The sequence below is a fragment of the Serratia sp. HRI genome, from assembly GCF_010119335.3.
GTDB lineage: Bacteria > Pseudomonadota > Gammaproteobacteria > Enterobacterales > Enterobacteriaceae > Serratia > Serratia nevei.
This window is the reverse complement of the sequence record NZ_CP083690.1, coordinates 4,791,430-4,815,595: the sequence shown is the minus strand read 5'-3', so window position 1 is coordinate 4,815,595 and position 24,166 is coordinate 4,791,430. Positions and strand designations below refer to the sequence as shown.

The window sequence follows — 24,166 nt, the reverse complement described above, 5'->3', positions numbered from 1 at the left end:
CAGGTATAGCGAACACACTGCGGCATCAAGCCAGCGTCCAATGCCCTAACCACGAAGTCATTTTTTCCGCCATCATTGCCGCGCCTTCTCCCGCGTTCATCGTCAGGTGGTTCCCCGGAATTACCTGCACCTCGAAGCGGCCCAACACCCAGGGATGCCAGAACTTGCTTTGATTTTCAGGAAAATCTGCAATCACCTCACGGTGAGAGAAAAACAGCACATCACTCATCAACGCATGCGGGTGGTAACGCTGCATCATCACGTTATGCCGTTGCCAGGTGCTCAAGTAACGAGGTAAGAACGCCGAGGAAAAGAGCGTTTCGGCCGCGGTTCCTTTGGTGATCTCAGATAAATAATGGATTTTATCCGCCATTTGGGTCATCGCCTTCCAGGCATCCCAATCAATATCCAGCGACACCAGGCCAAATGAAAGCAGGTAGTCCAAAATCTGTTCATCCGTCATGGCCGCAGGCAGATTTCCCTGTCCTGGGGAATCAATCATCACTACCGGCAGAGACACATGTTTTCCCTCTTGGTACTGCCGCGCCATTTCAAACGCGATAATACCGCCGAACGAAGAACCGGCCAGGCAACATTCGCCTCGCTCAAGATGCGGCTCCAGCAAAGCCAGATACTCCCCCGCCAATTGTTCGATGCTCTCGAAGACGCCCGAGCCATTGAGCAGAGGCGAACGTATGGCATAAATCGTTCTGCTGCTCCCCAAGCATTGAGCCAACTCCCGGTAGAAATAGATGTCGCCGCCGATGGGGTGGATCAACACAAGTGGTATCATCCCCTCATCCTCACCGTCGCGCAGCCTCACCAAACCGCTTTCGCCCTGAGGCTTCGCTGTCGCATGAGCCTCCAGCGATTGCGCTATTTGCACGACGCTCGGCTGTTCCATGGCCATAAGCTCAAGACGTATACCGGTCATTTTTTGCAGGCGGCCAATCAGTTGCAATGCGCTCAGCGAGTCGCCGCCCAGTTCGAAGAACCCGCGTTGTGGATCGACCGACTCACACCCCAGAACCTCGTTGAACAACATTGCTACCCGTTGTTGCATATCCCCTTGGTGCACGGCTGCCTCCGCCGGAACCGGGGCCGGCCGCGAATGAGCGGGTGAATTCATCACACCGAACCAATGCCGCTGAGGCGCGAAAGGATATGCCGGTAGACGCAAAGACGCTTGCCCCGTGCACCGCCAGAAACGCTCCTGGTTGATTTCCACACCTGACATATGCAGCACGCCTACGGAACGCCACAGCATCTGCGCAGCCTGCCGCTCATCCGTAGCGTTGCGCGGTGAAGAAACGACAACGGCCGCATTCCCCAATGCCGGATGGCGCGACGCCAGCGTACTCAGAATTTGACGCGGCCCTACTTCCAGCAATACCCAGTTGTCATCGGCACGGCGTTCAAGCAAGGTGCGCAGGCCGGCGTCATATTGCACCGTATGCCGCAGGTGCTGCACCCAATATTCGGGCTGACAAACCTGTTCCGCCGTTGCCCACTGGCCGGTCAAATTGGAGATAAACGGTAACTGCGGCTCGTTGAAGGCAATTTCTTGCAGCGCGGTCTTAAACTCTGCCAACACAGGCTCCAATAAACGCGAATGGAACGCGTGTGAAACCTTAACCGGATGGCAAGATACCCCTTGGGCGATCAAGCTCGCCTGCAAAGAGGCGATTGCCGACGCCGCGCCGGAAATGACACAGCTTCCCGAGTCATTAACGACGGCGATATCGACGCCCAACGCGGCAGCCTGTTCGCTTACGCCCTCCGCCGACTGTTTGATAGCCAGCATCGCCCCCGGTGCGGTGTGCGCCAATAGCGCACCGCGTTTGAGCATCAACTTGAGCGCATCCTCCAGTGAAAATACGCCGGCGATACATGCGGCAACATATTCGCCCAGGCTATGACCAATCATCACCGTCGGCTCAACACCGAGGAAGCGATACCACTGCGCCAACGCATATTCATACACAAACAGCGCCACTTGAGTGACTGCGGTGTGGTGTACGCTCTCCCCGTTCGCCAATACGTCTTCCCGCGTTATTTCACCGCCCATCATCGGCTCGAGCAATGCGAGGCAACGATCGACCTCCGCTCGGAATTGCGGTTCGGCTTCATATAACGCCTGTGTCATGCCGACGAATTGTGCGCCCTGGCCCGGGAACATAAAGGCCACCTGCGCCTCGAACGCAGGTCGGGCCATCGTTTCACCCTTCTCGCGCAACTGCGCGACGACCGCTTCCCGTGAATCTCCGGATACCCAGCGTTGACATGCATAGCGGTGTCGCCGCGCCATCAGGGCATAGCCAACCGCCTCGATCGAATGCTCAGGATGCATTGCCAAATGATCGGCCAAAGCCCCACTCATCCGTTCGAGAGCTGCGTCATCCGCCGCAGAAACGCACAGCATATTGCGCTGAGCGGACCGAGGCGCGGTTGTCGGCGTGTTCGGCGCCTGCTGAAGGATAACGTGCGCGTTGGTGCCGCCAATGCCGAAAGCGCTGACGCCGGCGGTGCGGAGCCCTGAGGCGCTTTCCCAGTCGCGGGTTTCAACATTCACATAAAACGGCCCCTCAGCCAGTTTTAATGCCGGATTCTCACGCTGCATATGTAGCGTGGGAACTAACGTGCGATGCTGCAGGCACAACGCCGTTTTAATCAAGCCGGCGATGCCTGCCGCGACATCCAAATGCCCCAGGTTACTTTTCACCGAGCCTATTGCGCAGGCGTGTTCCGCCTGTTGTCCGGCGAAGGCCGCTTTCAACCCGGCAATTTCAATAGGGTCGCCCAATGGCGTGCCGGTGCCGTGCGCTTCGACATAGGAAATGTCCGCCGGCGTGACATCGGCATCGGCCAATGCCTTGGCAATCACCGCCTGTTGACGGCTCTCGCTTGGCGCAGTGAATCCCATTTTATCCCGCCCGTCATTATTTACGGCCGACCCTTTCACAACGGCATACACAGCATCACCGTCCGCCAGCGCTTGCGCCAAAGGTTTCAGCACGACAATACCTACCCCTTGTCCTTCAATGGTTCCCGACGCTTGCGCATCAAACGGACGGCAGTGACCATCAGGTGAGAAGATCATCCCTGGCTGGTACAGGTAACCACCGCGCGCTAATTGGCCAATGGAGATGCCGCCTGCCAATGCGACCTGACAGTCACCCACCTGCAAGGCACGACAAGCCTGATGAACAGCGACCAGCGAGGATGAACAAGCCGTTTGGATCGTCATCGCCGGCCCGGTCAAATTCAACTTGTACGCCGTTTTTGTCGCCAGGAAGTGGGATTGGTTATGAATCATCAACTGGTAATGATCGATCAAATCAGCCTGCGGCATGTTCGGTAGAACAACGTCTCTTTCGTAGTTGCTGTTGCCGATGGCCGCATAGACGCCGATATCACCGGCAAAGCGCTGCGGATCGCAGTTCGCATCTTCCAAAGCATGCCAGGCGCATTCCAGGAAAATTCGCTGCTGCGGATCCATCAAACGCGCTTCCTGAGCCGTACAGCCGAAGAAATCGGCGTCAAAGCGATCGATATCGTCGAGTATCCCCTGGGCGCGAACATAATGCGGATGATCCAGCAGTTCGGGGTCAACCGATGCCGCCAGCGCCTCGCGCGAGTAATGCGTAATAAACGCCTCGCCATCGCATAACCGTTGCCAGAATGCCGCCAGCGTTTGCGCGCCAGGGAAGCGGCCCGCCATCCCCACAATGGCGATATCGTCCCGGGCATTGATCGGTCCAGTCGTCGGTGCCGGCGCCGCTTCATGTTGGCGACCTTCGATATGCGCGGCAATGCGGGCAATGGTCGGCAGACGGAAGAGATCTATCAGACCGATTTTTTGCTGAACCTGGTCGGGTAACATGCCATAGAGCCGGGTCAACATGATGGAGTTCCCACCCAGTTCAAAGAACGAGGTATTGACGCCCACCGCCTCGCAACCGAGCAATTCTTGCCAGATAACCTGCAACTGCTTCACCAGCGGCGTAGCGATTTCGCTTTGCGCCGCTGGTGATGCTTCACCGGCGTCAACCGACGGCAACGCACGAACATCCAGCTTGCCGTTAGCGTTCAGCGGCAAGGCAGATAACGCAATCCAATAGGCAGGCACCATGTAGCCCGGCAGGTGTCGACCGACGTGTTCATTCAACAGCCCGGCGTCAATTTCGCCCTGCGCCACATAATAGGCAACCAACGCCTGACCGACGTTCCCATCCCCCGCCACTTGGCATATTTGCACGGTGGCCTGCAAGATCGACTCGTGCTGCAATATAACCTGCTCAATCTCGCCCTTCTCAATACGATGGCCGTGCAACTTGACTTGCTGATCCTGCCGCCCAAGGAATGCTATTTCACGATTTGGCAAAATGCGCGCGCGATCGCCGCTGCGATACCATATCCCCTCAGCGAACGACAGTGAGACAAAGCGTGAGGCGGTCAGCTCAGGCTGGTTGTGATAACCCTCGGCCACGCCGCTGCCCCCGATATAGAGCTCGCCGATGGCCCCGACGGGCAAAGGTCTGCCGGCCGGATCCAACACCAGACAACGTTCTCCCGGCAGAGGGCGGCCTATCGTTAAAACGCGATCCGTCGCAGCACGCCGATAATGTTTACCGGTTGACCAAATGCAGGTTTCCGTCGGACCGTAGACATTGACAAGCGCCGTGAAAACAGCCAGGGCCTTCTGCGCCAAATGCGGCTCAAGTTTTTCACCGCCGACCAGAAGTAAACATTCCTTGTCCCCCTGCAATACCGGTAGGACAATTTCCAGCATGCTGGGCGTTGACTGGATGAAATCGAACTTACGGCAATCCAGCGCAGTGACATGGTGAGTTCCCAAGGTAACGCAGCCGCCGCTCAATAACGGCAAACCGTATTCAAGACCGAAAATGTCGAAAACGGGGTTGGTCATGCTGTACGTTTTCAGCGCTTCCCTGCCCTGGAAGTACTGCTGCCAGAAACCTCGCAATGTGGCGAGCAGCGCCCCATGCCCCACGCTAACCCCTTTGGGTTTACCCGTCGTGCCGGACGTGTAAAGTATGTAGGCGGTCTTCTCCGCCGCAGGTGTGAACATCGGCATCGTGGCCTGTTTGCGCCACAGCGCTTCTCCCGCGGTGCCGAACAAGGGAATAGACGGAATACCGTACTCGGCCCCTTCATCCCCAGACATCGTCAATACGGCAATAGCCTGGCTGTCACGCAGAATGAAATCGATACGCTCCTGCGGATAGTCTTTGTCCAGCGGCACATAAGCTGCGCCCAGTCGCCCTATCGCCAACAAGGCCATGACCGTCAAGACTTTGCTGTGCAGCCGCAAGGCAATAGGCGCGTGCGGCGTCTTCTCAAGGCGGCCGGCGATGAGATTGGCGAGTTGCGTCACTTCTGCGTCAAGCTGGGCGTAGTTCCAGCTGCGCTCGCCGTCACTCAGCGCCGGAGCGTCTGACCGGCTGCATGCGTAGTGCGCCAACACCTGCGATAAGGTGGCGGCATTCCCCGGCGCAGGAAGCAACAAGGGTTGCTCCGGCTCACAATAAACCGGAGCTATCGCCACCGTCTCCGTACTCGCGTCTTTCGCCATGTGGCCGACGATGTCCTTTAACAGTGCCATCGCTTGCCGCATCATCGCCGCATCAAAGTACTCCGCCGCATATTCCAGCTTAATCAGCAGAACGTCCGGCGCCTCCTCCACGCTGACGACCAATGGATAATCCCTCTGCTCATTGCGACCGACGAATTGATGACGCAGTTCGCGGTGGCGGTCTTCATCAGGCTGCGGGTAATTTTCATAAATGAACAACGAGTCAAACAGGCGTTGGCCCGCTGGCTGCAGATGAGCCAGATCGACCAGGCATCGGGTATTGGCTTCATTAATATCTTGCTGCAACCGATGTGCCTGCTGAATCAGAGGCACATCGCTTTGATGCTCCACCTTCAACGGCAGCGTATTGAGGAACATGCCCAGCGTGTTTTCAATACCATTCAACGGCAGCATCCTTCCCGCCACCACGGTGCCCACTACGGTCACGGCAGCACCGGAGTAGAGTGCGAGCACCTTGTGCCAGGCGTATTGCAGCAAGGCGTTCAGGGTCATGCCTTGGCGCTGGGCAGCGTCGAGCGCGCACCGGCGCTCTTCGGCGCTCAGTTCACAGCGGCAAATCCCCGCAGCGGAGACGCTCTTAATGGCTGCTAACGCCGATGACTCCGCATCCGGACGGCGCCATCCGCTCAGATCCGGCGAGGTGTCGACCGAGCTCAGGTAGTCGCGCCAGAAATCCGTGTCCCTATCGCGATACCGTTGAATGTAGCGCTGCACTGAAGCAAAGAGATCCGGTCTGTCCGCCGGCTCACGTCCGTGAGAAAAAGCCAGGTAAGCGTCATGCAGCGCCCCCACCAGCAGCGGACTGCTCCAACCATCGAGGATCGCGTGATGTACACAGAACAGGCAAGCGAAGTGATCATCCGCCAGTTTGACCAGGCAAACACGGTACAGTCCGCTTTGTTGGAGATCGAAGCTGACCTGCTGCTCACTTTCCTGCAGCCTGTGCAAGGCGTGTTCCCGCTCTTCAGGCGACAGATGGCTGATGTCATGGACGCGCCAAGGGAAGCGCCCTTCATGATCCACGACCTGCACGATTTCACCGCGCCAATCGAACCGCAACCGCAGGCAGGAGAACTGTTGTTGCACCCATTGCCACGCCCGCTTGAACGTCTCGGGCTCGATCGCACAGTGATAATCCCAGCGTGTAGCCACGCGATACACCCGATCGGCGTCGCCAAAAGCCAGCGAATGGTGCAACATCCCTTGCTGCAGACTATTGGCCATGAAGACAGCATCAACCGCCTGCGCATGTTGCAGCCGATCCAGATGGGATTGCGGGAGGGCGAAATCGACATCCGATTCGGTTAACCAACGCCAGGATGGCCAATTCATCGATACCAGGCCATCTTCCAACTCTCGAATAAGCCGCTGCGTCAACCAGGCCGCGTCATGCTCCCGCAGCCGGCTTTCGACCCGCAATTCAAGACGATCGCCAACGTTCAACACGACGATATCGATCAGATGCGTCCCTTCCTGGGAGGCATGGCGATGCAGCCCCACAAAGTGGTGATCCAGCGCCCAGTCACCCGCCGCCTCCATCTTGCCCAGGTAGTTGATGCTGATGCCGTCCTCTCTCACCACGGGCAAACCACACAGGACACCGAAGTTTTCCGCCCGCTGCGACCAACGTCTCAGATTATTTTTCACCGCGAGCAAATGTTCCCTGGCATCGCGTTGATAGCTAAAACGCACGGGATAACGACTGGTGAACCAGCCCATCGTCCTGGAGATATCCAGCGTTCGCTCATCCGTTTGCCGACCGTGCCCCTCAAACCATAGGCTAAAGGCGGTTTGTCCGGTCAAATCATGCAAAACGCGGCCAACCGCCCAGGCCACCATGTCCTGCGGCTGCATGCCGAACATGGCGAGGTGCTGCATCAAGCGACAGGATGGCCCTTCTCCCCACGCAAAGGCATGACGCGTCGTCGTGGTTCCGCCCAGCGCTTGCAACGCATGAACTTCGCTGCCCGGCAATTGCCCCAGCCACTCTTCACGTTCATGAGAGGTAATTTGCGCACGTTGCCGCAGATGGTTCACCCATTGGCGATAGCTGCTGGCCTTCTCCGGCAGCGTTTCCTCTTGGCTCAGGCGTCGTAAATCGTCGACGATCACCTGCAGACTGACCGCATCGACAATCAGGTGATGGCAAGCGACGAACACCCTGGCCTTGCCGTCCGCGTACCCTTCAAGAACGGCAAACGCGGCCAAAGGCCCGCTCTGCAGATCGAACGCCTGCTGCCAGCCGGCAAAACGCTGCAACAGCGCGGCGTCAAAATCCGGGTGGTCTTCCGGCAGCGACAATGCGCGAATGTCCAAAGCGTGGCAGGGCGGCAGCGCAGCCTGCGGCTGGTAACATTGACGCCATTCTCCTTGGGTATCTTTTTCGAAGCGCAGATTGAACGCGTCGTGCTGCGCCACGAGGCGCGGCAACAGGCATTGCAGGCGGGCCATTGTCATGCCAGGCGCCACCAACAGCCCGTACTGGTTCCACTGCTGCGGATGCGGCCGATCATGTGCCAGGAACCATTGCTGGATGGGCAGCAGCGGAGCTGCGCCGCTCAAGGCCCCCGTTTCGCGCTGAACGGTCTGGATACCGCCAACGGTTTGACGGCCGAGCAGAGTGTCGTAGAACGATGCGATGGTGCGATACGTCAGCAACTCTTTCAGCGTGACATCCAGCTGCAATTCGCGTCTTAACCGCCCCGCCATTTGGATACTGGCGATACTGTCGATGCCCAACTGGAACAAATCCGCCTGGGTACTGAGTTCATCCGCCGGCACGTGCAGGATCTCGCCCCACAGCCGACACAGTTGATGTTCACGGTCGTCACGCGGCGGGCAGTAAGTCGCCTGCTCTTCGGCTGCGGGTAGCGGCAAGGCGTTGCGATCCAGTTTGCCATTCGCCGTCAGCGGCAAGGCATCCAAAGCGATAAGATGCGCCGGTACCATATATTCCGGCAATTGTTCAGCCAGTCGCGAACGGAGCATTTTCTCGTCAGCGTTCGCTTCGCCGACGTAATAAGCCACCAGCATCGGTGCCGGCTGCGCCATCACCAGTGCCACGGCCTGGTGGATCCCGCCGCATTGCAGAAGCCGGCTTTCAATCTCCCCGAGCTCAATGCGATGCCCGCGCAGCTTGACCTGGAAGTCGTTGCGCCCCAGGAATTCGACATAACCTGCCGCATGCCAGCGCCCTAAATCTCCCGTCTTGTATAGGCGTCCGTGACGAGGGTGCGAAATGAAACGCTCCGCCGTGAGCTGTGGATTTCGCCAATAATTTAATGCCACCCCCATCCCGCCAAGATAGAGCTCACCGGTCACGCCAACCGGACACATCTGTCCCTGCGGATCCAAAACATAAAGCGTCTGATGAGGCATCGCGGTGCCATAAGGGATGGAACGCCAGGCCGGATCGATCGCCTCTATCGGGTACCAAACGGACCAAATGCTGCCCTCGGTCGCCCCGCCCAGGCTGATGCAGTCAGCGTGCGGCCAAAGTGTGCGCAACGTCTCCGGCAGATTCAGCGGGATCCAATCACCGCTCATTAAAAACGCGCGCAGCCTTGGCAGTGAGCAGCCCTGCCGTGCCACGGCATCGGCCAGCAGCCCGGCAAGCTGTGGAACGCTGTTCCAGACGGTGACTTCACGCTCAGCAAGCAGCGGCAACCACCGTTCCGGATCTTTTACGCTCTCTTGAGCCGGTAAGACGATCTCCGCACCGACGCTAAGCGCGCCGAAGATGTCATAGACGGAGAGATCGAAGCTCAATTCAGACAGCGCGAACAGGGCATCTTCAGCGGTCAGCGAGAGGCGTCGATTCACCGCTTGCAGCGTATTCACTGCGCCACGGTGATCGATGGTGACCCCTTTTGGCCGCCCGGTGGAACCGGAAGTGAAAATGACATAGGCCACATCGGCGGCGCTGACGTGCGGCAAGCCGAAACACGGTGGCAAAGCGGTCGCCTCATCCAGCATATCCTCGATGACCAGAAGTTGATAACCCGCTTCGCTCAGTGTCCGGATATCCACACGCGCCGACTGTGCCCGGGTCAGCCAGAGCTGTTCTACACCGGCCTGTTGTAAAATATCGGCGATGCGCCCCGCCGGCCACTCCACATGCAACGGTAGATAGCCCTTGCCGGCCTTCATGATCGCCAGACAGGCACAGACCTGGGCGTAGCTTTTTTCCGCCAATACGGCAATCAGCGGCGCGGATGAACCTACCCCCTGCTGCGCCAAAGCATCGCTGTCTTGTTTCAATTGGCCATAGGTCATGCCGATCGCCGCTTCCCCGTCATACACCGCGATCGTTTCTCGATGCCGTGCTTGCGTCGCCAACAGATCGAACGCGCTGAACAGGGTTTCTTCACTGAGAGGCTGAGTGACGGCATTTGCCTGCTGCATCATTTCTCTTTGTGCTTCAGGCAAATAGTTTTCGCATCCCACCGGCATTTCCCAAGGCTGCTGCGCTAATAGCGAGATCAGCCGGCAATAGGCGCGATTCAGATGCGCAATGGTTTCTTCATCAAACAGCTGTTCGACATAAAGCCACTTGCTCATAAAGCGGCCATCGACTTCAATAGCCTGCAGGTCGATCCAAGCCTGAGAGGTTTGCGCACACCAATATCGCTGCTCGCGCGCCTCGCTGTCTTCCAGATACGCCTGTTTATCCCAATCGCCGGTTTGTTGCCCTACGACGCCAGTGAAGACCAACGGCGACACCGCCGAATGGCGATCCAGACCGTGCAGTTTCACCAGATCGCGCTGCACATCCAACCCGCTGTACAATGCATGCTGAATGTCGTCCCACATGCGCTTATGCGTCGTCTCGATGGTGGTGAACAGGTCCTCGCCGGCATCGCGAAAATGGAACAGGTTGGTCGAGGTAAAATCACCCAAAATGTCGTTTACGTCCTCGCAAACCGCGTAGCGGTTGAACAGCGTCATGGTAATGAGAAACTCGCTGTTGCCGGAATATCGCGCGATGAGGTAGCCATAGAGGCTCAGCAATACCGACGAGTATGAGACCTGATAATGCTGCGCTTGCCGTTTGAAATCCTGCCAAATTTGTTTGTCTATATATAGCGTATGCTCTGCAAAGCGCGGGTGTTCAACCGTGGCCGACGGCACCTTGAGCGGTAAGTTTGGCCGCAGCGGCATATCGGCCAGCTTGTCCTGCCAATAAGCGCAATCTCGTTGATACCAACGGGAGGCCTTCAGGTGGGCCAGATGCTCCTGGTAGTCTTTGAAGTTCACGGTTGCCAGCGGCGGCAAGACATTTCCCCGATACAGCGCATTAAGCAGTTGATACAGCGCCAGACGGCTTTGCACATCCAGCAAAATCAGATCGAGACTGATATGCAGCACGTCGCGATCGCGCAGCCGGCTGATTTCAAAAGTGAACAACGGGAAACGGTCGACCTGATAGACCTGATGGGACAGACGCTTGCGCGCACGCGCCAGCGCGGTAGCCTCATCGTCGAGGCGCAGGTCATTCACCGCCAAGGCATAATGGCCGGCCTGCGACACCGAAATGAAGCGCTGAGTCATGCTTTCCGCGTCATACACGGTGCGCAGCACCGGACAGAGGGCGATCAATCGGTTAATCGCCAGCTCCAGACGTTCGTCATCAAGGCGCGGATAAACGAACTCGTTGTAGATGTGGTTGGCGACGTTGCCGATCTCATAGTTTTCAAAACGCCCAACCAGGTAGGCTTTCTGAATCTCGGTCATGGCAAAGCAGTCGCCGTTTTCGGCACCGCCCTGCAGAGGTAAATGCTGTAAGTCGCGTTCATCCGCAACATTGATGAAATCGCCAAGGCCGTATTGGGTTCTTCCCTGCCGTTCACAGCACGCTATCAGCGTGTCTATAGCCGCCTCCCAGGCCTCCAGCAACTGTTGATTTTGCTCACCGGACAGACCACTGACGACTTCGAGCTGCAACCGACCTTGCTCTATGTAGCTAAAGAGCGTAATACCGAAAGGCAAGCCGTTGTCAGGATGGCGCGTCTCACCGACCGGCGACATGACCAGCGCCCAATCCTTTTCATCCGGCGAAGTCAGCTGTCCCAGATAGTTGAAACAAACATTGGGCAGCGGCAACCCTAGCTCACGGGCAAACGCGCCAAATCCTACGCCCTGATGAGGCACGCCGCGCAGTTGCGCTTTGGCCGCCTGCAAACGCATTGCCGGATCGGGAGAGGATGAGAGCGCACAGGGATAAAGTGACGTGAACCACCCGACGCAACGATGAACGTCCAGAGCGGCATCAATCTCTTCGCGTCCGTGCCCTTCAACGGTCACATGGGTCAGCTCTCCGTTAAACCAGTGAGCGAGCATGCCGTCTGCACACGCCAGCAAACATTCGTCGATTTTCGCATTGAAGGCACGTAAACCCTCGGTTTGCAGCGCCTGCGTCACTTTTATTGATAACGCGAGGCGGCTGCATGCCAGCGTAGCGCCGCGCGCAGCCGGCAACGCAACGTGGCGGTAGTCCGCCATCCTGTCCCGCCAGTAAGACGCCTCTTCCGCGTGATTGGCACAATATTGCTCGAAGTGCTCAGTCCACTGACGATAACTCGTTCCCTTATCCCCAAGGCTTTCACCGTGGTAGGCGTTCGCCAGATCGCGAGCCAGAATGCCCCAGCTGACGCTATCGAGCACCAAATGGTGGCAAGCGCAGAAAATACGGGCTCGCCCCTCGTCAAACCCCGTGACATAACCAAAACGATAAAGCGGCCCGTCGGCCAGATCGATATCGCTTTGCCATTCGGTCAGCACGGCGGACAGGGCCTCTTGCCATTGCAGCGCCGAGCGTTCGACATGATGACACCGCAGTTCGATGGCGTCCGTCATCGGTTGATAGCCTTGGCGCCAATGCGACGAATCCTCAGACGTAAACGTCAGGCGTAGCGCATCGTGATGTTGAATCAATGCGTGCAGCGCTTCGCGCAGGCGTTCGACGTCCAGCGCCGGCACATCCAGCAGAAACGCCTGGTTCCAATAACTCGGATAAGGGAATGCGCAATCAAAGAACCAGCGTTGGACAGGCAGCAGCGGCAGCTCGCCAACCAATACGCCCTGCTCCCGTTTACCTTCAATCATCACCTGCTGCTGATGCTGAGCGAGCCGTAAATGGAGTGCATGCACGGTTTTGCTGGCGAACACGTCTTTCACCCGGATCGATACGCCCATCGCCTGGCGCAATTTGCTCACCAGCTTGATCGCCATGATGCTGTCCAGCCCCAACTGATACAGGTTAGCCTCACAGCTGAAATGCGCTTCATCGATCCCCATCATTTCCGCAACAATGGCGGCGATCTGCGCTTCCCTCTCCGACCGCGGTGTGACACGTTCCTGTACGACCGGCAGAGACGGTTCAGGAAGCGCACGCCGATCCAGTTTGCCATTCACCGTGACGGGCCATTCTTTCAACCAGATAAAGGTCTCCGGCACCATGTACTCGGGCAAGGCGGCGGCAAGAAAGTGTTGTAGCGTCGCCTCCGGCAACGGTGCCTGCGCCGTGTAATAGGCCACGAGGCGGGGATGGGGCTGTTGATAAACCAGCGCCACCGCCTGGCGCACCAAGTCAAACGCTTCGAGATGCTGGGCGATTTCACCCAACTCAATGCGATATCCGCGTATTTTCACTTGAAAATCATTGCGGCCAACATAAACGATTTGCCCATCATTCCGCTGATACACCAAATCACCGGTTTTATACAAACAGGCATAGTCATCCGCCCGCTCATCCCATTCGGTGCAATACGGATTGACGATGAATTTCTCCGCCGTCAGCGCCGCTTTATTCAGATAGCCGCGCGCCAGTCCGACGCCGGAAAGGTAGAGTTCACCCACCGCACCGGGCGGCAAAAGCCGCTGCCCTTTGTCCAGGACCAACACTTTCATGTTATCAATCGGCCGCCCGATCGCGACGTTATCTATATCCGGATCGTTACAGTCGAAATACAGCACATCGATGGAGGCTTCGGTTGGCCCATAAAGATTGTGCAGGGCGATATGAGGCAAACACTGCTTAATCCCTTTGACCTGGGTCAGTTTGAGTTCTTCACCGCTGCAGAACACGTAGCGCAAGCTCGGCAAGCTGACGTTTCGATCGCGCTGAATGCCCTGTAACGTCTCGGTAAAAGCCGCCAGCATTGATGGCACAAAATGCAGTACGGTGATGGTTTCGCGCTCGATCAGTTCAATCAGATAATCCGCGTCCTTGTGGCCGTCCGGATCGGCAAAAACGATGTTGGCACCGTAAAGAGAGGCCCAAATCAGTTCCCATACAGAGACATCAAAAATGTACGGCGTTTTTTGTAACACCCGATCGGCTGCCGTCAGCGGATAGGATTTATTCATCCATTGGATACGGTTGATCAAACCGCGGTGCGTGCACATCACCCCCTTGGGCTGCCCTGTGGTCCCGGAGGTATAGATGACATAGGCCAGATCGTTCGGTGATATCTGACGCGCCATGTTTTCATCGCTCAACAGCTCAAGCTCGTGGCGCAGCGATTCATCATCCAACACCACCAGCCGCCGCCCTGGCGCCGCCACCCGGTGTCGGTAGGCCTGATGGCAGATAATCACCTCGGCCCGGCTATCTTGTAGAATGTAATCGAGACGATCGTCGGGGAATGCCGGGTCGACAGGCAAATAGGCGGCCCCCAATTTCAGGATCGCCCAAATACCGACCAACAGCTCGACGCTGCGATCCAGACACAGCGCAACGCATGCGCCATGCCCCACCCCGCGTGCCGATAAGGCGGCCGCCAACTGATTGGCTTGTAGATTCAACTGGCGATACGTCAATTGCCGATGCCGATCCGCACAGGCGATATTGTCCGGCGTCAGCGCGACCTGCGCTTCCAATAAAGACGCAATATGCTCATCTTCTGAATAATCGCAGTGCGTGTCATTCCATTCGGACAGCACCTGCCGACGCTGGGCTGGCGTAATTAAATCGATTTGTTCGAGCGGCGTCTCCCAGGATTGCCGATCAAACTGGCCCAGCGCATAAACCAAAGCCTCGAGAATATTGCGAACGTAGTCCTCTTCGTAACGATTCTCCGCCGCGGTTAACGTGAAATCGATTTGACCGTCTCGTTGAGCGGCAAATAAGGACATGCCAAACTTTTCCGCCAGATCGGGATAAGGCTCCAGACGATATTCCACACCGGGGACGGCGATATCGCCGTTTTCAAAGTTATGGAAGGTAAACAGCAGCTGAACCAGTTCATTGATGCGCACCGCGCCACCGTCGATCTCCGGGGCCAAGTGCCCAATGTTTACCCACGGATGTTCCTGCAACTGCAGAATATCGTGCTGAATGCTTTTGACATTGCTCAACACGCTTTGGTCTGCGCGCAATGCGGCGATGACCGGCAGGGTGCTGATAAACGGCCCAATGGCGCGGCTGAACGCCTCGGGGCGATTCATCACTGTCAGTCCAATAGGGAAATCGCTGTCCTGGCCGCTAAAGGTCCGTAATACATGGGCGAACGTCGTAAACAACAGAGAATAGAGCGTCAGTCCCCGTTCGCCGCATGCCTGCGTCAAACGCGCGACAACCTCCGACGTCAATCCTGCCTGCACGGCAAAGGCACGATTCTCCACGCCAGAGAGATGGCGCTGCCGCAATGCCGGCGGTTCCGCCTGATTCAAACGGGCGGCCAACGATGTTCTGAACGCCTGAACATCATCTTGCCGCACCCGCCACTGCTGATATGCGGAGTAATCCAGGTACCCCGCTTCAGGCTGCGCCGATACAGACGGTGTGGCGTACGCACTCAACAGTTGATGAGCAAAATGCTGGACGGAAGGGGCATCAGACAGCATATGATGGTGAACGCACGCCAAAACGGCCTCTTGCGTCTCAGCCCGCACCAGCAGCACAAAGCGCGCAAACTGCCCTTCCGGCATCGGGAAGGTTTGTTGTGCCAACGCCCGTTTCTTACTTTCCAGCTCGGACCAGGAAATCCTTTCTACTTCCAGTGCAAACTGCTCAGGCGCCAGAAAAACGCGCGTCATATCGCTATCAATCGACTGACGCAACAGGGGCTGATGCCGTAAAAAGTTTTGCAGCGCGTTCCGCAACCGCGCGATATCCACCTGCGGCAATCCAATGAACAAGGGTACCGTATAGGTGTACGGCAAGCCGTCGATGTCGCTTTGCAGATACATGCCTTGCTGAATTGAGTCCAGCGCAAGTGGCCAGCTACTTGGCGGCAGCCTCAGAAAAGACTTTTCCTTCGCGAGCTGTTCGCTGGTCACGCCATTGTCCTGTAACAGCGTCAACAATTCGTCTTTGCGTGCCGCTACTTCAGCCTTCAGATCGGCACCAAAGCCGATATCCTTGTCGACAGAAAAACCCAACCGATCGTCCGCTTTGGCCCACAATAAAATGTTATTTTTTTTCAGGTTGTTCAATAAATCCGTCAACATCATTACAGCGCCCCTTCTTCTCTGCCGTTGCCACAAGGTTGCCCGGCGACCCACGCCGCCATTTCCTGAATCGTATTGTTGTTGTAGAGGTCTTCCAGACGCATCTCGGTTCCCGTCGCGAGGCTGATCTTGCGTACCAGTCGCATAGCCAGAAGCGAATTCCCCCCTTGAGTGAAAAAGCTTTGGTCACAACCGATTCGCTCTTCACGCTTGTCCAGAAGCTCCGCCCAAAGTCGGCGCATCCGTATCTCATCATCGCTGCGCGGAGCCAGACATTCGCTGTGCTTGACGACTTTCGGCAAGCGTGATGTATCGACCTTACCGTTGTTAGACAAGGGGATTTCCGGGATCAAAGTAATGTGCTGCGGCAACATATAGTCCGGCAAACGACGCGCCAAATGCCGTCTGATCGCCTGGGTCATCGAGACAGTAAGCGCAGGAACGTCAAAGGCCGGTTCATCTTCGGCCCGCGCATACCCTATCGCCATGCTGCACAACGTGTCCTCGGCCGGCGTGACGCCAAGAATGCAGCCGCCAATTCGCCGCTGGGCGGCGAGCGCGCCAAATCGCTGCATCATCCAGCCACTGGCCTGATAATGACACGCGTTCTTAGCGCCATGGACCTGCAACAACACCTGAGACGACTGCAACACCCCGTACACGTCTGATGATTCGGCCAGCACGGAGGTCTCGCCGAGGCAATAGTGTCGCCCTGACGCGCGAGCGACATAGGCGCCCCCCGCGTTTTCCATCACGCTGAAATCGACGCTGACTTGCGGCGGTGAAGTGACGGCGCAAGCGCCGAGATGGATCCGACACGCTAATGCGCCCTCGTCAGGTGAAACGGCGTCAGCGGGCTTGACGTAATAAGCGACGCCCAAAGACTGGAGATGCTCAGTCAGCAAGGCCAACATGTGGCCGACTTCTATCTGCGCCAAAGCGAATGCGCGCTCGGCATATAACGCGGTGATGGTTTCCCACCGAACCACCAAGTCCAGATAAGGCCCGGTGTGCTCCCCCGACGCTTCTGCCTGGTATAGATGCTGTTCCAGCGGATGGTAGTAGTAATAACCCGCGGCATATTCTCCCATCGCCGCCGGGAGCCCGAGATACACTTGCACCGCATAGAGGCTGCTGGCGGAAGGATAGCGATATTTTGGCAACGCGCGCTGCGGCGAACGGAAAGCGGCGCAGACGGCCAACAGCCCGGCCAAAGATGCAGGCGGCAGCGCGCTTCCCTCTTGCGCCATCTGTTGCGTCAACCACCCCGGCAGCGCTTCGTACAGACTGCTGATGGTTTCGGCGGATAACGCCTCCGCGGTAAACTGGCGAGTGCTCTTGCGGGCGCGGTAAACCGTTTCATCCAGCGGATAGGGTATCGCTCGCGAAGATTGCAGATCTTGACGTAACGCCGGCAGCGAAAGCACGAATGCGTCGCGGTTAGCAAAATAGAGCGGCACCGGCTGTTGCGTCTCGGGAACAACGTAAGCCATGAGGTCACCTTCGCTGAGCCGCACGATCGTCTGCCGGATCCCAGGTAATTGGCTCAAGTTATTCTCGATATCCTCCAGCTCCACGCGATAACCGTTAAGCTTGACCTGGGCATCTCTTCGGCCGAGGAACTCGATATAGCCTTCCGCCGACCAGCGGCCCAGATCGCCGGTTTTGTACAGGCGTCCATAGGTTGGATGATAAATGAAACGTTCTCGAGTCAGCGTTTCAGCCTGCCAATATCCCTGAGCAACGCCGAGCCCACCGATATGTATTTCTCCGGTTACGCCGAAAGGACAAGCACTCCCCCACTCATCCAGCACCCACATCTGTTGATTCGGCATGGCGACGCCATAAGGAATGCTTTTCCACCTCGCGTCTACCCGTTCGATTTCATGCCAAATGGACCAGATGCTGCCCTCTGTCGCGCCCCCCAGACTCACCATCTTGCCGTCTGGCGATTGGGTTTTCAGGCGATCGGGCAAATTGAGCGGCAACCAATCGCCGCTCAACAGGAACAGCCGTAACCGGGTTAGCGCCCGCGTCGCAGGTTCGACTTCGTCAACCAGCAGGCCCGCTAATTGCGGCACCGAGTTCCAGAGGGTCACGTCATGTCGGCGCAGCGCGGCCACCCAAGCTTGCGGTGCTTTGGTCTCACGCTGGGAAGGGATCACCACGCCGCCCCCCACAGCCAACAAGCCAAACAGATCGTAAACGGACAGATCAAAGCTCAGCTCGGACAGCGCCAGTATCCGGTCTTCCCGGCCGACCGACCAACGTTGGTTAACAGCCAGGATGGTATTGACCGCCCCCTGGTGATCGATCGCTACCCCTTTCGGTTTACCGGTAGAGCCAGAGGTAAAAATAATGTAGGCCAGATCGTCAGCCCTGACGATCGGCCAGGCAACCTCCGTCGACGCACGTTCCTGCGCCGGCGCCACTATCTCGTCGAACACCAAAATCGTGATATCCGAAGGCAACGCCGACAGCTCATGTGCCAGATCATGACACTGCTGAGCAGAGAGCAGCAAGATATCGCACCGGGCTTGCTGCAGAATGTCGCGTATGCGCTCCCATGGCCATTCGATGTGCAACGGCAAATAAGCGCCGCCGCTTCTCATGATCCCAAGGGTTGAGACGGCCTGCGCATACCCTTTCTCCAGCAGAATAGCGGTAATACGCCCCTTTTCGCCCTTGGTATGCCGCAATAGCGCACGCCCCAGCGTATTGCTGTCCTGTTCCAGCCTGGCGTAGGTAAAGTGGCGTTCGCCCTCGGTTTCGATCACCGCAATGCGCTCGGCCGTTTGCGGCGTTTCCAGACTGGAAAGGAACAACCCGTGCAGCGTTTGCTCCGACACCGTACTTTGCGTGGCATTCCAGCGCATGACCGCTTCCGCATGTTCCGCCGGCAGTTCAGGCTGCGGGAATGACATGGTTTCCCAATCGTGTTCTGCCACCCATCGAATCAGAGAACAATAGCCCTCGTGCATGGCCTTGATGGTTTTTTCATCAAACAATTGTTCGACATAATCCCACTCGGCAACGAACCCTTCATCGTTTTCGTAGGCTTTATGGTCGAGCCACACCTGAGACGTTTGGGAGATCGCGTATTGAACGCCGCGATATCCTTCATTAAGCGGCAATTCAAACATGCTCGCTTTATTGTTCATGCCAAGCACGCTGGTCAGCACCACCGGCGCGATAACCGTATTGGCGGATAGATTCCGCCGCTGTTTCAACAAACGCTGTACGTCAATGCCGTCAAATAAATTATTATCGACGTCATTAAGCAAGGTGCGGTGGATAGCCGATAGCTGCTCGCTCATCGCAACGCCATTTTGACGTTGGTAATTGAACAGGCTTAAAACGGTGAAATCGCCAATAATTTGCTCGACCTGAGAATGTAACGGCAAACGGTTGAACAGCGTTAAATTAAGGCAAAGGCTCTCTTGACCAGACCAATAACATAACGTTCTGCTGTAGAGCTCAAGGATCAGAGCGGTCGGACTAATATTGAAGCGCTGGCATTTGTCGACGATCTTTTGCCAACTCGACATAGGTATCGTCGCAGACAAACGCCGGAAGCTCGGCTTATCGATCCTGGCGGGATGCGCGGCCAGCGGTAATCCGGCCTCCAGCGTATAGTCATCGATTTTCTGCAGCCAATATTGCTGTGCCCGCTCAAATAATGCGCCGCCGCGCAGGCGCTCGTACTGCAGCTGATAATCGCGGTAGCTGATGTCCAGCGGCGGCAGCACCAGATTTTCGTCGTGATATAACGCAATCCACTCGCCGAATAATATTTCAAAACTGGTCATGTCAATGATAATGGCATCAAAGCTGACATGCAGAAGGTATTTCCCTTGATACTCGCTCAGGAAAATATCGAACAGCGGATAACAATCCGGTTTGTAAACCTTGTGCGAGTACTCGGTGCGCAAAGCCAATAGCTCGTCTTCATTTCTCAGGGGGTGGTAGCCTATTTTGTAATGCGCTACCGCACTTAAAAATCGCTGTTCTCCCTCTTCAAATACGGTGCGCAACGCAGGATGGCGTGCAATAAGTTGATTATAGGCACGCTCCAATTTGTCGTGATCAATATGGTCGAAAATAAATTCATTATAAATATGGGTAGAGACCTCGCTGAGATCGAAACTTTTCATTCGTCCCAGATAATAAGATTGCTGAACATTATTCAGCGGAAAAGGATGGTACAGATGGGTCTCATCACATTGCGCAATCTGGTAGTCTTGGTAAAGAAAACTGCCGCGCCCGGCGGCCACCAATGGCGTTAACCTGGCCACATTTTTTCTTTCGAAAATATCTTTAACTTTCAGATCGCACTGAAGCGTACCGTTTATGCGATTTACCAAGCGAATGGCCGACAGGCTGTTGCCTCCCAAAGCAAAAAAGTCGTCGGTAATGCCGATTCGTCCGCTTTCGCTCCCCAATACATCCTGGAATAGCTGGCACAGGCATCGCTGGAACTCGTTTCCCGGCGCTACGTAATGCGCTTTATCTTGCGCTTGTACCGGCGGCAAGGCTTTACGATCCACTTTGCCATTCATATTCAAGGGGATCTCAGGCAGGTACATATAAGCGCTGGGGAGCATGTAGTCCGGAAGCAGCGTCACCAGATAATCCTGCAGTTGCTGGCGTGCCACCGGCGATTTGGCCTGATAATAGGCAACCAGGAACGCCTGTTGTTCTTCCTTGGCCGGCTGTAAATTTACAACAACCTGCTGCATCCCGGGGTAGGTTCGCAAAACCGACTCTATTTCACCCAGTTCAATCCGATGTCCCCGCAATTTTATCTGGTTATCCCATCGGCTGAGGTATTCAAATCTGCCGTCGGGCAAACAACGCACGCGATCGCCCGTCTTGTACATGATGCGACCGAACCAGGCTGACGGCGTGCTGGAACATATGTTCGGCAAAAAGCTTGCTTGCGTCTGACGCGCATTGCCGTAGTATTCGCGCGCAACGCCCAGCCCCGAAATATACATTTCCCCGATCACGCCGGGAGGAAGTAAACGCCGCCGTTCGTCCAAGATAAAGCACTGGGTATTCGCCAGCGGGCGCCCAATGGTGACGCTATCAACCCCAGGCAACAGTTCATCCGCGGTAGACCAAACCGTCGTTTCGGTTGGCCCATACACATTCCACGCACGCTCGGTGTTTTCTGACAACCAACGCGCCACCGCATGCGGCACCGCTTCCCCACCGCACAATGCCCGAACGGGTAGCGTTGTCTCGGCATATTGCTGCACGACCTGATGCCAAAAAGAAGGCGTCCCCTGCATCAGGCTCACGGAATGACTCGCGATAAACTGCGGCAAGTCATTATTCGCCAACAACGTCTTCTGGTCGGTTAATACCACCGTGGCGCCAAACATGAGCGGCATAAATATTTCCAGAGTTGAAATATCAAATGCCAACGTAGTGATCGCCAGAAAACGATCCTGATGCGTCACAGACATGCGTCGAGAAATATCGCTGGCGATATTCACAAAGCTGCGATGTTCTACGGCAACCCCTTTAGGCTTACCTGTTGTTCCCGAGGTGTAAATAATATAGGCCAATGCCGAAGCCTCAGCCTGGGAGGGGAATTCGTTGCAACCGTCGGCCCCAGCGAAAGGAGAAGCGGCATATTCACGCCAATCCAAATAATTCAGCCCTTGCGGCAGGCTGCCGGCTGACTGAGCATGCGCACCGATGATTAACGCCGGCTGGGCATCGGCCAAAATAGAATAGGTCCTCACTACGGGCGCATTTTTGTCGATCGGAATATAGGTGCACCCCAGCTTAAGCACGGCCATCAGGCATACTACCAACTCCGCCTCACGCGGCATCATCAAGGCAATTTTGTCGCCTGCCGCTACTCCATATTGCCGTTGCAGATAGTCGGCAAGGCGACTGGCCTGTTGCTGAAGCATTCGATAACTGAGCACTTCATTTTTCGTTATCACTGCAGGGTGATCGTTAAGCGCCCGTGCCTGTTGTTCAAACATCCCGACGATAGTCTGTCTCGGATATTCACATTGCGTGGCATTAATTTTCGCATAATAACGTTGGTAGCTATTTTCAGACACGCCGGTCAACGCATCTATATCCCCTTCATTACGCATGAATGTGGCGAGCGCCGCCATAAACTCATCGATATTAGCGGCTACAACGTCGAAAAATGGGTTTTCGCCATAAAATTGCAAACTGAGCGTACAGCGCGTGCTGTTCCATACGATCCTGATCGGGGCCGCTGCCGTGTCGACATCCCCCTCATCCATGATGACATCCACGCCAACCACAGATAAAAAACGGCCGTCATGATGGGATTCGTAGAATGGGTTCGCCGGGTCCCCCTGCAGTACCCGCACTAACCAAGGAGAGAGATCGGCGTATGTTTCCCTTCCGTTGAGTAACCGTAATACTTTGCTGCTGCGTTGCCTATCTTGCAATTGCAGTGCATAAAGCCCAGGCCGCCGTGCGTTGAGCAGAAACTGCAACTGGAAAGCCAACAGCAAAGCCTGTTGCGGCTGCGCAACGCCATCGATCGTCCGTTGAACCACTGCAGCATCGTTAACGGCAGACACTTCATCCCTCAGGTTGAAGCAGCCATAACGCAGTTCGTCGTTTTCCAGCGCTCGCTGCTCTTGCTGTACCCTCTGCTGGGCAACCAGCCAATCCGTAACTCGGTTTGGCCCTTCGGGCAGAGCAATATCCAGATCTTTCGCCTCACGGCTGAGCATGACCACGCCATCGATGAACAACTCGCCCAACACCGTCTGCGACAACGCTCGGCGGGCTTCCCGCCAATGCAGCTCACGCTGAGCTAACGCCCTGATATTCCCATCTTCTTCAGCATGAATCTGGAACAACACATTTTGTCGATCGGCGAAAACGGCTAACCGGACGATGGGGCCTCTCACCGATGCGCTTTCTTCGAGACAGAGCTCATAGTCGATACGCTGATCGCCAACGTCGGAATAGCAAAAGAGGTTGTGCTGTGAACCTGTCCAGCGCGTTCGCTCAGCGTCGCTCAGACCGATTCAGTAGACAAAGTGGCCGGCATCCAGCAAGTAACGGACAATATGGCTGCGCAACGGTTCTACGGTATGGTTGACGAGAATGTTCAGAATCTTCATGGATATTACTCTTTTGGGTTATCAGGGTTTTACCGCCACGAGAATCGGCAATACGCCGCGTGAGCTGTAGTTGATATCTTTAACCGTGACCCCTGCCTGGGTTATCTGTTGTCTGATCTCTGCTTCTGAAGTGAAATTAAGGTAGGTAGCCTGAATAATGTCGCCAAAGATCGCGAACTCCTGCAAAAGGTCCGCCATTGGCGTTTCATATTTATCCCACTCACCGGTGGGCGCGTTCTTTTCCGGCGGTGGCGTGAGGAAACTGAGCAACAAGGTTCCCCCTGGTTTCAATGCCTCGAAGAACCGACGATACAAAGCCACCAGCCTGTCCGGGTCAGACTCATACATATTCAGGCCGTTACTGGTAATCACATCGAAAGCGTTTTTTTCTTTTAACTCCCAGGCATTCTGCTGCGAGAATCGGCAACGGTTCGCCATGCCAACGCGCTTGGCCTTTTCGTTGGCGTGATAAAGTGACTCCGGGTCAAGATCAATGCCGGTCAATTGCACCGCGCCATGGCCGCTGTAATCCAAATCCAATAAATCATCCATCACGCCGCACGGGATTGAAGCCAGGGTCTCCGCCTGCGTAATCAACTCAGCCAGCAAGGTCTGATAACGGTAGTAACGCTCGCGCGCCCGGCACAGCAACGAGCGATTCAGAAGCCAGTCTTCCAAAACATGTTCAGCGGGTTTTCCGGCAGGATGCTGGAAAATGTAAGACGTCCAGTAGCCATTGAGGCCGCGGTTATGCAGGAGGAAACGACCGAGCTCAAACTCCGTCAATTGATCGACCAGTTCAAGATTTCTCTCTAATGGAAGAATAAGCGAATTGCTATTTCGTAAACGCGCTTTTATTTCATCGGCCAACATTTTTGTTTCAGTCAAACAGGCCAATTTAGAATGTGTTTTATGCGAGGCGAAACTATCCATACCCATCTCCATGATTAAATTATCCAACCAA

At 56.1% G+C, this 24,166-nt stretch carries 3 protein-coding genes; all 3 read right to left on the bottom strand.

Going from position 1 to position 24,166, the window contains the following annotated elements:
* Positions 1 to 25 precede the first annotated feature (25 nt).
* On the bottom strand, positions 26 to 16,072 hold the full coding sequence (locus GF111_RS23000) for a hybrid non-ribosomal peptide synthetase/type I polyketide synthase (protein WP_047730428.1): 16,047 nt from the start codon (positions 16,070 to 16,072) through the stop codon (positions 26 to 28).
* Positions 16,072 to 22,938: a non-ribosomal peptide synthetase gene (locus GF111_RS22995; RefSeq protein WP_224217763.1), complete on the bottom strand. Its 6,867-nt coding sequence runs from the start codon at positions 22,936 to 22,938 to the stop codon at positions 16,072 to 16,074. Before GF111_RS22995 ends, GF111_RS23000 begins: the two co-directional genes overlap by 1 nt.
* Positions 22,939 to 23,223: 285 nt before the next feature.
* Positions 23,224 to 24,135 carry a cyclopropane-fatty-acyl-phospholipid synthase family protein gene (locus GF111_RS22990; RefSeq protein ID WP_224217762.1) on the bottom strand — a complete coding sequence of 304 codons (912 nt, stop codon included), beginning with the start codon at positions 24,133 to 24,135 and terminating at the stop codon, positions 23,224 to 23,226.
* Between the last annotated feature and the right edge of the window lie 31 nt (positions 24,136 to 24,166).